We start from the raw sequence: 13,339 nt of genomic DNA, 5'->3' as shown, positions 1-13,339 counted from the left end.
GCGATTCATTTTGCGAGTGGTTTTGCAATTTTGGATAGCTTTAAGATATTTTCGGCGTCCGTCCATTTAAACAATAGCTTGCGGTCGGTACGAATACTGTCGATCCAATGTAAGCCCTCAAGATGCGTAAGAATCTTCGAGATATTCGCGCGGCTCATCTTTGTTGATTTCATTAGCTCGTCTTGAGAGCGAGGACCATCCCCAAGTGCGAGGTAGACGCCTGCGGAGTGCTTTTTAGCGGCAAATTCTTCCTTCACGTAGGCATCTTTTGTAGGACTAGACGCCAATTGGAACCATTGCATCCTCTCGATATTGTCTACGTGCGTACGGATATACGCTATGTTCTGATCAGTGTCAGACATGTCTCTTATGTGCCGCCTTTCTTTTTATGTCGGTAAAGAGCCATCTGGACGGTGGCTGCAGTCGTGTCCACTACGTCGGCAATCTCCTGATTAGACGCCCCCGTAGTTGAAAGCAGTACGATTAATTGATTCTGCTGCATCGTACCCTTCAATTGCGCCGCTAGGAGCCGGTTTGTGATTTTCGCCTGTATAAATAAGTCGGCGAAGCCGACGGCTTTCTCTCGTATCATTTTGTTAGCCCTTTGCCTTTCGTGCTTTCGCGATCGCGGAGGCAACGTCGCCGGGAGACATTGCCAAAATTGCCGCAATCCGGTTGCTTGGAATTGCCAGTTCGTTCAATCGACGTATTGCCTCCGACTTCGATGTGAAGTTACCGTGAAGCGCAATCGTCACACGGGTTAGATCGTTAATCGCATCTATTATGGCTTGTTCACTCATTGCCCCCCCCTTTCAAGGCGGATGCCTTAGCACGTTGAATTATCATCCTCACGGCATCTTCTTTCTTGCTGAGGAATTCGCCAATCTCGCGATTGGTGAAACCTGCCTTGTGCAAGAGAAGTTCCGGTTTCGCGAATGCACCCCCGCCGGTCAGGGACTGTAATTGAAAGAAGGTCAGTGCCTTCATGTACTTTACAAGCTCATCCATGGTTCTTTATCCCCCATAAGATTACTTGTACCTGATCTCGCGCAAGTAGGCAATACATTTAATTTACGCCTACTATAACATATTTGAGGACAGCATATTACATTATATTCACGGCGGTTGGTTGCTAAAAACCTAGGTTGACAGGCAGGAGCATTGGCTTGGACACGCGTGCTGGGGTCAGGTCTCATCATCAGACAATCGGTTGCCGCCACCCCTCCCTATTCACCCTTCTCGTCCCACCAAATATTCCCGCTTGACATGCAACCATTTGGTTGCATATTATGGCGCGTATGGATGCAGTCTTCAAAGCCCTGGCCGATAGCAGCCGCCGCGAGTTGCTCGATCAACTGCGCGCCAACAATGGGCAGACGTTGACCCGGTTGTGCAAGCACCTCGATATGTCGCGGCAGGCGGTCACCAAGCATCTGGCGCTACTGGAAGCGGCGAATCTCGTCGCCACCGTGTGGCACGGACGCGAAAAACTGCATTACCTCAATCCAACCCCGTTGCACGAGATCTACGAGCGTTGGATTGGCAAATACGAGCGCCATCGCCTCCAGGCGTTGGGCGATCTGAAAAAGGGTCTCGAAGAAAAACCGAAAGGATAACGCCATGGACAAACCCCAATTCGTTTATGTGAACTATATTCGCACCACGCCCGAAAAACTCTGGGCCGCCATTACCAACCCGGAATTCGCCCGCCAGTATTGGGGAGGCAATGAAAACGTCTCCAACTGGAAGAAAGGTTCAAAATGGGAACACGTTACTGATGACGAGAAGCATACCGTCCGCGTCACTGGCGAAGTCCTGGAAAGCATACCGCCCAAACGTCTGGTCCTGACCTGGGCTGATCCAGCGGCGCCGGAGGACGTTTCGCGCGTGACGTTTGAAATCGAGCCTATCGAAGACATGGTCCGCCTCAACGTGGTCCATGGCGACTTCAAGCCCGGTTCGGTCATGGCCAACAAGGTTTCCCAAGGCTGGCCGCTGGTGCTCGCCAGTATGAAATCCTACCTCGAAACCGGCAAGGGCCTCGACATCTGGACCGCAAAGGGAGGTCGCTGTTCGTAACCCGTCAGAAGCATCGGGGACGAACGGTGACATGTTTCAAGAGTGTGAGGGTTGGTCAGGGGATCAACCCTCACTCTTAACAGCTCGTCAACAGCTTTCCCGTAGCGCGCCAACTTTCCCTGTGTTATACCTCGCGCGTGCGTACTTGGAAACGCCGCGTGATGATCTACCTTCTTTTAATCCCCCTCCTCTACATCGGATTCGCCCTCTGGATCATGTGGAAGGAACCCGATTTCCTCTACCATCCCAACCGCGAAATCGAGCAGATGCCCGATCAACTCGGACTCAAATACGAAGATGTCACCCTGACCGCTTCCGATGGTGTCCGGATCAACGGCTGGTTTTTACCCGCCGAAGTTTCGACGAAGGCGGGCGTGGACGCCAATGCTTTGCCCTCGCCCACAAAACCGACCGTGCTCTTCTTCCATGGCAACGCTGGCAATATCTCTGACCGCCTTGAGAAAACCGGCATCTTCCGCGACCTCGGCGCCGACACCTTCATCATCGACTACCGTGGCTACGGTCGCAGCGAAGGTCAGCCGAGTGAGGAAGGCACCTACCGCGACGCGCAGGCCGCTTATGAATACCTGACGCAAACACGCAAGCTGGCACCGCGCTCCATCGTTGTCTATGGCGAATCACTCGGCAGCGCCATTGCCGCCGATCTCACAAGCAAAGTTGAAGTCCGCGGACTTGTCATGGAGGAAGGGTTTACGTCAACCGCCGACGTCGGCCAGGAAATATTCCCATTCTTTCCCGTACACTGGCTCGCCCGCAACAGGTACGACACGATCAGCAAGCTGACGCGCATCCACATTCCGCTGCTGATCTTCCACAGTCGCGAGGACGAGGTCATCCCTTTCCGCCATTCACAACGCCTGCTCGCCGCCGCCAACGACCCCAAACAATTCGTCGAACTCCACGGCGGCCACAACGACGCGTTCGCCGTCAGCGCCACCACCTATTGCGCCGCCCTCAAAAACTTTTTCGCCGTCCTCGCGCACTAGCCTCTCCGGGTTTTGGTAGGGCGCGACCGCCGGGCGCGCCGTCCGGTTACACCCCCTGCCCTGAACCACCGACAGTCTTACGCCCTTGGAACCACCGTTCCAGGGGATACGCCAGCAGCCATGCCGCAAAGAACACGATGAACATTCTTCCCGTACACATCAGGTTGTCGAATGTACAATGATGGAAGGGTTGCAGGAGTCCTTCGGCGAAAACATCAATGATCACGGCGGCACAGTAAAATTTTGTGATAAACAAATCCAGCCGCCGCCATTCCTTCACGAGCCAGAACGTCAGCGCCGAGACAAACACGACCGTCGTCACCACGTACTGCCAGTAATCAACAATCGGGTTCCACACCAAATGCGCCGCGGCATTGACCGCCGAAAAACCAATACCCACCAATAAGTCGCGGCGCTTGAGCGGCGGTTTCTGAAACGGCTTGTCGGCGGGAACTTCAGTCATGATGGCGTGTGCGTGCCCTCGCTTTATTTCTTCTTCACAAAAGTCAGGGCCGCGGAGTTGATACAATAGCGGAGGCCCGAGGGCTTGGGGCCGTCCTCAAACACGTGCCCGAGGTGCGCCCCGCAGCGTTTGCAGAGCACTTCTGTCCGCTCCATGCCAAAGGAATTGTCGGCCCGCGATTCGATGTTCTCTTCGGCGACCGGCTCCCAAAAACTCGGCCAACCGGTACCTGACTCAAACTTCGTGTCCGACTTGAAAAGCGCCGTGCCGCAGCAGACGCAACGGTAGAGGCCCGCATCGTGGTTGTTCCAGTACCCCGCCGAACAGGCGCGCTCCGTGCCCTCTTGTCGCGTCACCTTGAACTGCTCCGGCGTAAGCTGTTTCTTCCATTCCGCATCCGTTTTGACGATTCGATCGACCGTGACGACCCCCAGTCGTTCGCCGGCATCGTTAAAGTCCACAATCTGCACTTTTCCACTCCTGTTTGCGCTTTGCACTTTGTCCTCCGCGCCGAGAAGGTATCGCGTGAAGCCCGCCGCCAGGACCGCCACGACCGCCGCTGCTGCTAGGTACCAGATCTGGGATTTCATGGCGCGATATGGCAACTCGGTAAATTGTGCTTCTCAGCATAACGCTGGTGATACTCTTCCGCACGCCAAAACTCCGTTGCCGGAGTAATCGCCGCCACAATCGGCCGGTCAAACTTGCCCGACGTTTGCAATCGGTCTTTGACCTCCAGCGCGACCTTCTCCTGCTCCGGCGAGTGAAAGAAAATTACCGACCGGTACTGGCTGGCAAGATCACGACCGTCGGGGTTGAAAGAAGTCGGGTTGTGGATCTGGAAAAAGACGCTCACGAGTTTCTCATAACTGATCTGCGCCGGGTCGTACGTGACCTGGCAAACTTCGATATGCCCCGTCCGATGGCTGGCCACGTCCTCGTAAGTCGGGTTCTTCAGCGTACCACCCATATACCCGACCATCGTATCCGTAACGCCCTTCACTTGCCGAAACGCCGCTTCCACGCCCCAGAAACACCCCGCGCCAAATGTCGCCTTCTCCATCTGTGGATTCGACTCGTTGGCGCGTGCCATCGGCACAAATGCGCCGACAAGCGCAATAGCTGCCAAAAGTGCCGCTCTGTTGACGCTTCGTTTCATGGCCCGCGACTGACTATTGGATGCCTGCCGCGGCAATTCGTTTCGCGTCCTTGACGCTGCGCGGGGCACCGCCTAGTATCGACCGCAACTTACAGATACCTATGGCGGATATTCAACCTTTTCGAGGCGTTCTCTACAATACGCAGCGCGTCAAACCCGACGAGGTGTTGACGCAGCCTTATGACAAGATCACCCCGGCGATGCAGGAGCGATACCAAAAGCTTTCCTCCTACAATCTCGTGCGAATCGAGCTTGGAAAAGAAGCCCCCGGCGACTCGGAATCAACCAACAAATACACCCGGGCGCGCGATCTGTATCAAGCGTGGTTGCGGGAAGGTGTGTTACGACGGGCCGAGCAGCCTGCGCTTTATTATCTCGAACAATCCTTCGCCGCGCCCGATGGTTCCGGAAAGCGGACGCGCAAGGCGTTGATCGCCCGTGTGCGCCTCCACCGCTGGGACGAGGGCGTAATCCTTCCGCACGAACATACGCTCTCCAAACCGAAAGCCGACCGTCTCTCGCTTCTGCGCGCGTGCGGTTCCCAGCAAGGCCAGATCTTCATGCTGTACCCGCATCCGCAACGCAATCCCCTCCCCACTCCCAAAGGCGGGCCGGCGTTGACCGCAACCGATGACTACGGCGTCGTAAATCATCTCTGGGAAATCAGCGACCCCGCGGCGATCAAGTCCGCGCAAGATGCATTACGCGAGGCAAAATTCTACATCGCCGATGGACACCACCGTTACGAAACCGCGCTGGCCTACCGCGACGAGTGCCGCGCGTCGGCCGGCAAGACCGATCCAAACGCGCCGTCTGAGTTCGTCATGGCAACGCTGGTGGATATGAGCGATCCCGGGTTGGTCGTTCTCCCGACACATCGGACCGTCGCAAATCTCAGCGGATTCGACCCGCATCGCTTCCGCGAGCAATTGGCCAAGAGCTTTTCAATTGAACCTTATCCGACCTGGGAAAAACTGCTGGCAGCGATGAAAGGTGGCCAACATTTCATCGGGATGCGAGGCGAGGAAGGTTTCGCTCTGCTGCGGCCAAAGAACCTCGACGCCTTGCGTCCGCTGTTCGCCGACAAGCCTCCGCTCTGGCATACCTTGGACGTGGCCATCCTTCACGTCGGGATCCTCGAAGCCCTGCTCGGCATCGACGAGATTCGCCTGCGCGAAGAGTCCAATGTCACCTACTGGCGCGAGCCGGAGAAGGCCGCGTTACTTGTCCAAGACGGCGATTCGCAGCTTGCATTTTTCCTGAATCCGACGCATGTTGAAGAGGTCAAAGCCATTGCCGACGCCCGTTCGCGGATGCCGCAAAAGAGCACGGATTTTTACCCGAAGTTGCTTTCGGGAATTGTGATAAACGATCTGTGCAGTGAGAGCGCAGCATAGGGAAATCGATCGCCATGTTGCCGATCCGGGAGACCAAACTGCCGCGTGGCAAAGCCGCCACGAAAGAGGACCTTGATTTCGAAATCAGGTTCTTCGAAGGCATCGCGCACCACGATCCCGACTTCATTGAAGCCCTGCAAATTCTCGGCGATGCGTACACGAAGACGGGACAATGGGAAAAGGGGCTCAACATCGACCAGCGGCTGGCCAGGCTTTGTCCCGACAACTCCCTGGTGTTCTACAACCTGGCCTGCAGCTACGCGCTCCTGAAACAGGTGGAGGAAGCGTTCGCCGCCCTCAGCGAGGCGGTCAAGCTCGGCTACGACGATGCTCGCTGGCTCACCAAGGACCCCGACCTCGATAATCTCCGCCACGATAATCGCTTCGAGAAAATCCGGAGCGACCTTTCCAAGAAGCCCGACAGTTCATCGCGGTCAGCGGACTAGCCGCACCGCTCGCTCAATAATCGCCTTCGCGACTTCGCTCTTGGGCAGTTCCGCCAATCGGTCGACCTTCCCTTCACGTGTGATAAAGGCCACGCGATTCGTCTCGGCATCAAACGCGCACGCATCATTTGCCACAATAAAATCCAGTCCCTTCCGCTCCAGTTTCTCGCGCGCATTACTTTCCAGATCGTTGGTTTCCGCCGCGAAACCAATCAGCACCTGGGATTTCTTCCGTCGTCCCAACTCCGCAAGGATGTCCGGCGTCGGCTCCAACTCAAGCGTGCCGCCGAACGACCCTTTCTTGATTTTGCCAATCGCTTTCTTCTTCGGTCGAAAATCGCAGACCGCCGCCGCCATGATACAAATGTCCACTGCCTCGAATCGGCTCCAAACCGCCTCCGCCATCTCCTGCGCCGTCGTCACCGAAACAAACTCGACACCCTTTGGCGGCGTGAGCGCCGTCGGCCCGCTAACCAATAGCACCTGCGGCGAGAGAGAGCGCGCCGCCTCGGCAATCGCATAGCCCATCTTCCCTGACGAACGATTGGAAATATAGCGGACGGGATCGAAGAACTCGCGGGTCGGTCCCGCGGCGATGAGGAAACGAATGTCGGCCGGCGCTTTCATCTTGGCCCGGGCAGTAACTCTATCCGAGGAGCTTCTGGATTTTCTTCACAATCTCATCCACATTCCACAGCCGCCCGATGCCTTCGTAGCCGCAGGCGAGCAAACCCTTGTCTGGCCCGATGAATTCGACGCCGCGCGATTGCAGGGTTTTCACGTTCGCTTGCGTCGCCGGGTGCAGCCACATCTTGCCGTTCATCGCGGGCGCAACGAGCACCTTTGTTTCGGGGCGTAGCGCGAGCGCAATCGTGCTCAACGCGTCATCGGCGATGCCATGGGCGAGCTTGGCCAGGACATTGGCAGTCGCCGGCGAGATGACGAGCAGATCAGCCGTGTCGGCCAACTGCAGGTGGCTCGGCCGCCAATCTCCTTCGCCCGCCTCAAACAGATCCACCGTCACGGGATGCTGCGACAACGTCTCCAAGGTCAGGGGTGTAATAAAATGCGAGGCGTCCTTCGTCATCACGCAAAAGACGTCATGGCCGAACTTCTTGAGTTGGCTCGCGAGGTCAGCGGATTTATACGCCGCGATGGAACCCGTGACGCCTAGAAGAATAGTTCTTTTTGCTGCCATGGTTTGCCGTCCTTCGCCGCGCGTAACGTGCGGCACTTCTCGGCGATAATAATCGCCTTGCCCTGTCCGAAATCGTCATCAAGTCGGCCGCTGACAATCACGTAATCGTACTCAGGCCAGTGTTTCATTTCCGCCTGGGCCAGCGTCAGCCGCTTCCGGATCGTCTCGTCGCTGTCCGTCCCGCGCCGCCGCAACCGTGTCTCGAGCAGTTCCAGCGACGGCGGCATCAGGAAGATCATCACCAACGCATCGGGATAAGCAAACGCGCCGCCACGAACGCACTGGGCCACCTGTTGCGCTCCCTGCACCTCGATGTCCAGCAGCACGTCACGGCCTACGGCCAATTGATCTTCGACAAAGTTTCGCGGGGTGCCATAATAATGGTTGTTGTACTTCGCGTACTCGAGGAACTCTCCTGCCGCAATCTTCTTCTCGAACGCCTCCTCGCTTAAAAAAAAGTAATCGTGTCCGTTTTGTTCGCCGCCACGCGGCTCCCGCGTCGTGCAGGAAACCGAATAGACCATGTTCGGCGCCCAGTTCAACAACCGCTGGCACAACGAGCTTTTCCCGCCGCCCGAAGGCGCCGAGACGACAAGGATCAGGCCGGTGCGTAACGGAGTGGAGGGAGTCTCGTTCATTCGATGTTTTGGATCTGTTCGCGGATTTTCTCCAACTCGGCCTTCATCTTGACGACCTGCTGCGAAATCTCCGCGGCGTTGGCCTTCGAACCGATGGTATTGATTTCCCGTCCCATCTCCTGCGCAAGAAAATCCAGGGTGCGACCAACCGGCTCATTGGATTTGAGGCAGTCGCGAAATTGATTCAGGTGGCTGCCGAGCCGCGTGATCTCTTCCGAGATGTCGGCGCGATCGGCAAAAAACACGACCTCCTTCACCAGCCGCTCATCGTCCAGCGAGACATCCAGTCCCGCTTCCTTGATCCGCGCGTGTAATTGTTCCCGATAGCGCGTCGCGATCTCTGGGGCCGCCTGGTGGATCAGTTCCAACCCGGCCGTCAGCAAGCCGAGCCGTTCCGCGAGATCGTTGGTGAGGAACTTGCCTTCCTTCTCGCGCATCTTGACCAGGCCGCTGATGGCCTTGCGCAGTGCGACCTCCACGTGGGGCCAGACGCCCTCCGCGTCCACGGACGTCTCCGCGAGCTTCATGACGCCCGGCGCGCGCAGAATTACGTCGAGCGTGAGGGATCCATTGAGTTTCATTTCCTTCTGCAATTTCTGGATCGCGCGGTGGTAGGCTTTGGCCAGCGCCATGTCCAGTTCCACCTGCTCCTCGGCCTTCGTGTTGCTTCGATGAAAGGCGAGCACTACGTTGATGCGACCGCGCGAAAGATGCGCGTTGATCTCGTCGCGAATGCGCGGCTCCAGCTCGATGAGTTCCTTCGGCAGGTTGATCGAAATATCACTCTGTTTGCGGTTGATCGAATTGAGTTCAACGGTAAATTTGAACCCATCCTTCGCCGCTTCTCCGCGGCCATAGCCGGTCATTGATCTCATGCCATCCTCATTTCAATCGAAAATTCCCCAGCAGTGCGAACATCGCCGGCCACAGGACAAATGTGTACACCGGCAGCCACAACGCCAGCACCAGGATCTCGCCGTCGGGCCCCGGGAACCAGTGCCACGCTTCGAGCGAAAGAACCATCCCGACGACCACGCCGAAAACAATCAGCAATTGGTGCGTCGTGACACTGAGCCGCCAGATCCGGCCGCACCGCGGACAAATCCGCTCCCTTCCCCATAAATAATGGGCGAAACTTTGTACCAGCGGAACCAATCGTTTCTTGCAGTGTCGGCATCGAAAATACGGCCTCATAGCTTCAACAGCCGCGCCATTTGGCTGACATCCTTGTCGCCGCGGCCGCTGAGGTTGACGATCACCAGAGCGTCCTTGCCAATCTTTTTGGCATTCTTCATCACGTACGCAACCGCATGCGCCGATTCCAGCGCGGGAATGATGCCCTCGATTCGCGAACAAAATTTCGCGGCTTCCAGTGCTTCTTCGTCCGTCGCATACGTGTACTCAATGCGCTTCAAATCGCGGAGATAACTGTGCTCGGGTCCAACCGCCGCGTAATCAAGCCCCGCCGACACGGAATGCGTCAGCATGATCTGTCCATCGTCGTCCTGCAACACGAACGTCCGCGTCCCTTGCAACACTCCCAGCGAACCGCCCTTCTGGAAGCGCGCCGCATGTTTGCCCGCGCGGATTCCCTCTCCACCGGCCTCGACGCCGACCATGCGCACACCCTTGTCGTTCAGGAAGGCATGGAACAAGCCGATGGCGTTGCTGCCGCCGCCGACGCACGCCACCAGTTTGTCCGGCAACCGTTCTTCTTTCTCCAAAATCTGCCGTCGCGCTTCGCGTCCGATCACGCTCTGAAAATCTCGCACCATCATTGGGTACGGATGCGCCCCGAGGACACTACCAAGGATATAATGCGTGGTGCGGACATTCGTTACCCAATCCCGCATCGCCTCGTTGATGGCTTCCTTGAGCGTCTTCTGGCCGGCATGGACCGCGCGCACTTCCGCGCCCAGCAGTCGCATGCGATAGACATTCAACGACTGCCGTTCCATGTCCACCGCGCCCATGTACACGGCGCATTCCATGCCAAACATCGCGGCGACCGTCGCGGTGGCCACGCCGTGCTGACCGGCGCCGGTCTCGGCGATAATCCGTCGCTTGCCCATCCGTTTGGCGAGGAGAATCTGGCCGAGCGTGTTATTGATCTTGTGCGCACCCGTGTGAAGCAGGTCTTCACGCTTGAGATAAATCTTCGGCCCGCCAAGTTCGCGCGTCATCCGTTCGGCAAGATATAACGGCGTCGGGCGACCGCAGTATTCACGGAGATAATAGGCGAGCTCGTCGCGAAACCGTTTGTCTCGGCGCGCTTTCTCGTACTCGCGGGTCAACTCGTGCAACGGCTCCATTAACGTCTCCGGCACAAACATGCCGCCGTACGGCCCAAAATGGCCGCCCTTGTCAGGGACGTTTGTCAGGTGCTTTTGCACAATTCAATGAATCTCCGCAGCTTCTCCGGATCCTTCTTGCCAGGCTCGCGCTCGACCCCGCTGGCCACGTCCACTGCGTAGGGCCGGACGCGCCGAATGGCCTCCTGCACATTGGCCGTGGTCAAACCGCCCGAAAGGATGATCGGCGGACCAATCTCCTTCGCCTTCAACGCCAGCGACCAGTCGAATGTCTTGCCCGTGCCACCTCGCGACTCGTCAGTGTAGGTATCCAACAAGAGCGCGTCAACATCGTACTCCGCCGCCATGCGTAAAGACTCCTCGTCACGCATGCGAATGGCCTTGATCGACTTCGCGGCAAACTTTTGGCAGAAACCCGGCGGCTCGTCGCCATGGAACTGCAACACATTGAGCAGGCACTCGCCCAGCGCTTTTTCGATCTCATACTCCAATTCGTCTACAAACACCCCCACCTTTATCACGAACGGCGGCAAGGCGTTACAGATATCGGCTGCGTCACTTACGGTGATGTTGCGCGGGCTTTTTGCATAGAAAATGAAGCCTAGGGCATCCGCGCCGAGTTCCACCGCCAGCAGGGCGTCATTCAGATTCGTCGTCCCGCAGATTTTGATCTTGGTGTTCATTTGCCGAGCAACTCCTTCACTTTCCCGACAATGTCTCCGCTACGCATCAACGATTCACCAACAAGGATCGCGTTCGCACCGGCTTTCGCGACGCGTTCGACATCCGCGCGCACATGGATGCCGCTCTCGGCCACCAACGTGTGTTTGCCGCACATCCCCCTTTTTAGTTTCGCCGCGAGTTTCTCGGTCGTCGCCAGGCTCACCGAAAAATCCCGGAGGTCGCGATTGTTCACCCCGATGATCTCGGCCCCGGAGCCCAATGCCCGATCGAGTTCCGCTTCGTCATGGACCTCTACGAGGGCCGCTAGCCGCATTTGCGACGCCAGCTCACGAAACCCCTTCAGTTGCGCGTCATCGAGAATCGCGACGATCAGCAGAATCGCATCGGCGCCGCGCACGACGGATTCGTAAACCTGTACTTCATCGATTACGAAATCCTTCCGCAACAACGGCAACCGTACCGCATCGCGGATCTGTTGCAGGTACTCGATACGTCCCTGGAAAAACTTCTCATCGGTCAGCACCGATAGCGCCAAGGCTCCGGCCGCCTCATAATCGCGGGCAATCCGAATGGCGTCGAAATCCTTCACGATTACACCGGCCGATGGCGACGCCTTTTTGACTTCCGCAACCAGCGCGACGCCATCGTCCCGACGCAAAGTACCGGCGAAGTCGCGGAAGTCCTTGCGCGTCGTGGCAGTCTGTTTCAACTTGCCCGCCTGCGAACGCAGCTTCGCCACTTCCAGCTTTTTTTCGGCAACAATTGTGTCGAGAATATTTTCCTTATTCTTCATCCGTCACACCCTGCTTGCGCATCCGCGGCTGGCCGGCCTTGAGCCAGGCGCTGATGAATGGATGAATATCGCCGTCCATGACGCCCTGTACGTCGCTGGTTTGGTGGCCGGTGCGAAGGTCCTTGACCATTTGGTACGGCTGGAAGACGTAACTGCGGATCTGGTTGCCCCAGGCCATTGCGCCTTTCTCCCCGTAGTATTTTTCCATCGCGGCGCGCTTCTCGTCCTGTTCCTTCTCGTAGAGGCGTGACTTCAACATCGCCATCGCCAGTTCACGATTCTGGTACTGGCTCCGCTGGTTCTGACATTGCACCACGATACCGGTTGGGAGATGTGTCATGCGGATCGCCGTCTCGACCTTGTTCACATTTTGTCCGCCCTTGCCGCCGGACCGGAATGTGTCTACTTGCACGTCCTCCATCTTGATTTCGATTTCGACCGAAGCTCCCAACTCTGCGATCACGTCCACGCTCGCAAAGGACGTGTGGCGGCGCTTGTTCGAGTCGAACGGTGAAATCCGCACTAGCCGGTGTACCCCGCGCTCGGCTTTCAGGTAGCCGTACGCGTAGTCACCCGTGACCAGCATGGTGACGCTCTTGATGCCCGCTTCATCGCCGGCCTGACTGTCCACCAGATCGACTTTGAACCCGCGCGATTCGCTGTAGCGCTGGTACATGCGCAGGAGCATGTTCGCCCAATCACAACTCTCCGTGCCACCCGCGCCCGCGTGGATGCTGAAGATGGCGTTGGATTTGTCGTTTTCCTCGCCGAGAAGGTTTTCCAGTTCAAATTGATTGAACTTCTGCTCGGCGGCATTGACCTCCGCCGCGATCCCTTGCTCCGTCTCACCGAGATCGATGAGCATGGCCGCATCGGAGATTTTTTGATCGAGGGCCGCCTGGGTGTCGAGTTTGCGGCGAATCGTCGTCGCTTCGTCCAGAGTAATGCGGGCTTTGGCTTGATCGGCCCAAAAGGTTGGGCCGGCCATGATGTTTTCTAGCTCGACGAGGCGAGCGCGTTGTTTATCGACGTCAAAGATACCTCGTTAACGCCTGATGGCGTTCGCGCAAGTCGCTCACCTTGTTCTTGAGATCTTCAATCATGGCAACGCTAACTCATCATACCGGACACGGATTGTCAACCTGAGCGGTTGGTAGCGCCCG

The 13,339-nt window shown here is 57.2% G+C and carries 20 protein-coding genes; 5 read left to right on the top strand and 15 right to left on the bottom strand.

Annotated features, from left to right (window positions below; all coding sequences use genetic code 11):
* Window positions 1-5: 5 nt before the first annotated feature.
* The 3 genes from VNL17_12420 to VNL17_12410 form a co-directional block, all read right to left on the bottom strand.
* Entirely contained in the window at window positions 6-362 is a 357-nt protein-coding gene (locus VNL17_12420) for a hypothetical protein (protein HXI84882.1), read from the bottom strand.
* 5 nt (window positions 363-367) lie between these two features.
* Window positions 368-592, bottom strand: coding sequence for a hypothetical protein (locus VNL17_12415; protein HXI84881.1), 225 nt, complete (start codon window positions 590-592; stop codon window positions 368-370).
* Window positions 593-792: 200 nt separating this feature from the next.
* Window positions 793-1,008: a hypothetical protein gene (locus VNL17_12410; GenBank protein HXI84880.1), complete on the bottom strand. Its 216-nt coding sequence runs from the start codon at window positions 1,006-1,008 to the stop codon at window positions 793-795.
* Window positions 1,009-1,298: 290 nt separating this feature from the next.
* Here VNL17_12410 and VNL17_12405 point away from each other — a divergent pair, with 290 nt between their 5' ends.
* The 3 genes from VNL17_12405 (at window position 1,299) to VNL17_12395 (ending at window position 3,086) form a co-directional block, all read left to right on the top strand.
* On the top strand, window positions 1,299-1,616 hold the full coding sequence (locus VNL17_12405) for a helix-turn-helix domain-containing protein (protein HXI84879.1): 318 nt from the start codon (window positions 1,299-1,301) through the stop codon (window positions 1,614-1,616).
* Between the two features lie 4 nt (window positions 1,617-1,620).
* Entirely contained in the window at window positions 1,621-2,079 is a 459-nt protein-coding gene (locus VNL17_12400) for an SRPBCC family protein (GenBank protein ID HXI84878.1), read from the top strand.
* A gap of 161 nt (window positions 2,080-2,240) precedes the next feature.
* The gene (locus tag VNL17_12395) at window positions 2,241-3,086 is read left to right on the top strand and encodes an alpha/beta hydrolase (protein ID HXI84877.1); all 846 of its coding nucleotides are present in this window, start codon (window positions 2,241-2,243) and stop codon (window positions 3,084-3,086) included.
* A gap of 46 nt (window positions 3,087-3,132) precedes the next feature.
* On the opposite strand, the gene VNL17_12390 is transcribed toward VNL17_12395, so the two are convergent.
* The 3 genes from VNL17_12390 to msrA are packed head-to-tail and all read right to left on the bottom strand — an operon-like array spanning window position 3,133 to window position 4,612.
* A complete protein-coding gene (locus tag VNL17_12390) occupies window positions 3,133-3,549 on the bottom strand; it encodes a hypothetical protein (protein ID HXI84876.1) in 417 nt (138 codons plus the stop codon).
* A 23-nt stretch (window positions 3,550-3,572) separates the two neighbouring features.
* Window positions 3,573-4,139 carry a peptide-methionine (R)-S-oxide reductase MsrB gene (gene msrB / locus VNL17_12385; protein HXI84875.1) on the bottom strand — a complete coding sequence of 189 codons (567 nt, stop codon included), beginning with the start codon at window positions 4,137-4,139 and terminating at the stop codon, window positions 3,573-3,575.
* Window positions 4,136-4,612: a peptide-methionine (S)-S-oxide reductase MsrA gene (gene msrA, locus VNL17_12380; GenBank protein HXI84874.1), complete on the bottom strand. Its 477-nt coding sequence runs from the start codon at window positions 4,610-4,612 to the stop codon at window positions 4,136-4,138. The genes msrB and msrA overlap by 4 nt, the downstream gene beginning before the upstream one ends.
* A 197-nt stretch (window positions 4,613-4,809) precedes the next feature.
* On the opposite strand from msrA, the gene VNL17_12375 reads away from it, so the two are divergent.
* On the top strand, window positions 4,810-6,105 hold the full coding sequence (locus VNL17_12375) for a DUF1015 domain-containing protein (GenBank protein HXI84873.1): 1,296 nt from the start codon (window positions 4,810-4,812) through the stop codon (window positions 6,103-6,105).
* Window positions 6,106-6,119: 14 nt separating this feature from the next.
* A complete protein-coding gene (locus VNL17_12370; protein HXI84872.1) occupies window positions 6,120-6,551 on the top strand; it encodes a hypothetical protein in 432 nt (143 codons plus the stop codon).
* Here the strand turns inward: VNL17_12370 and VNL17_12365 are convergent.
* The 9 genes from VNL17_12365 to prfB all read right to left on the bottom strand — a co-directional run bounded on the left by VNL17_12365 (window position 6,540) and on the right by prfB (window position 13,279).
* On the bottom strand, window positions 6,540-7,178 hold the full coding sequence (locus VNL17_12365; GenBank protein ID HXI84871.1) for a phosphopantothenoylcysteine decarboxylase: 639 nt from the start codon (window positions 7,176-7,178) through the stop codon (window positions 6,540-6,542). The genes VNL17_12370 and VNL17_12365 overlap by 12 nt on opposite strands.
* 19 nt (window positions 7,179-7,197) lie before the next feature.
* A complete protein-coding gene (locus tag VNL17_12360; GenBank protein ID HXI84870.1) occupies window positions 7,198-7,749 on the bottom strand; it encodes a flavoprotein in 552 nt (183 codons plus the stop codon).
* Window positions 7,722-8,387, bottom strand: coding sequence for a guanylate kinase (gene gmk, locus VNL17_12355; GenBank protein ID HXI84869.1), 666 nt, complete (start codon window positions 8,385-8,387; stop codon window positions 7,722-7,724). Before gmk ends, VNL17_12360 begins: the two co-directional genes overlap by 28 nt.
* The gene (locus VNL17_12350) at window positions 8,384-9,262 is read right to left on the bottom strand and encodes a YicC/YloC family endoribonuclease (protein HXI84868.1); all 879 of its coding nucleotides are present in this window, start codon (window positions 9,260-9,262) and stop codon (window positions 8,384-8,386) included. Before VNL17_12350 ends, gmk begins: the two co-directional genes overlap by 4 nt.
* 7 nt (window positions 9,263-9,269) lie before the next feature.
* Entirely contained in the window at window positions 9,270-9,581 is a 312-nt protein-coding gene (locus VNL17_12345) for a hypothetical protein (protein HXI84867.1), read from the bottom strand.
* Window positions 9,578-10,780 (bottom strand): tryptophan synthase subunit beta, encoded by a 1,203-nt coding sequence (gene trpB, locus VNL17_12340; GenBank protein HXI84866.1) that lies wholly within the window; start codon window positions 10,778-10,780, stop codon window positions 9,578-9,580. Before trpB ends, VNL17_12345 begins: the two co-directional genes overlap by 4 nt.
* The gene (locus VNL17_12335) at window positions 10,765-11,382 is read right to left on the bottom strand and encodes a phosphoribosylanthranilate isomerase (GenBank protein ID HXI84865.1); all 618 of its coding nucleotides are present in this window, start codon (window positions 11,380-11,382) and stop codon (window positions 10,765-10,767) included. Before VNL17_12335 ends, trpB begins: the two co-directional genes overlap by 16 nt.
* Window positions 11,379-12,176 (bottom strand): indole-3-glycerol phosphate synthase TrpC, encoded by a 798-nt coding sequence (trpC, locus tag VNL17_12330; GenBank protein ID HXI84864.1) that lies wholly within the window; start codon window positions 12,174-12,176, stop codon window positions 11,379-11,381. The genes VNL17_12335 and trpC overlap by 4 nt, the downstream gene beginning before the upstream one ends.
* Window positions 12,166-13,279 (bottom strand): peptide chain release factor 2 gene (gene prfB / locus VNL17_12325; protein HXI84863.1). Its coding sequence is split into 2 segments (ribosomal slippage): window positions 12,166-13,209 and window positions 13,211-13,279, totalling 1,113 coding nucleotides; the frame shifts between segments, so codons are not numbered across the junction. The genes trpC and prfB overlap by 11 nt, the downstream gene beginning before the upstream one ends.
* Window positions 13,280-13,339 lie beyond the last annotated feature (60 nt).

Source organism: Verrucomicrobiia bacterium (assembly GCA_035577545.1).
GTDB lineage: Bacteria > Verrucomicrobiota > Verrucomicrobiia > Palsa-1439 > Palsa-1439 > Palsa-1439.
Note: the sequence above shows the minus strand (reverse complement) of the source record. Positions and strands in the feature narration are given on the sequence as shown.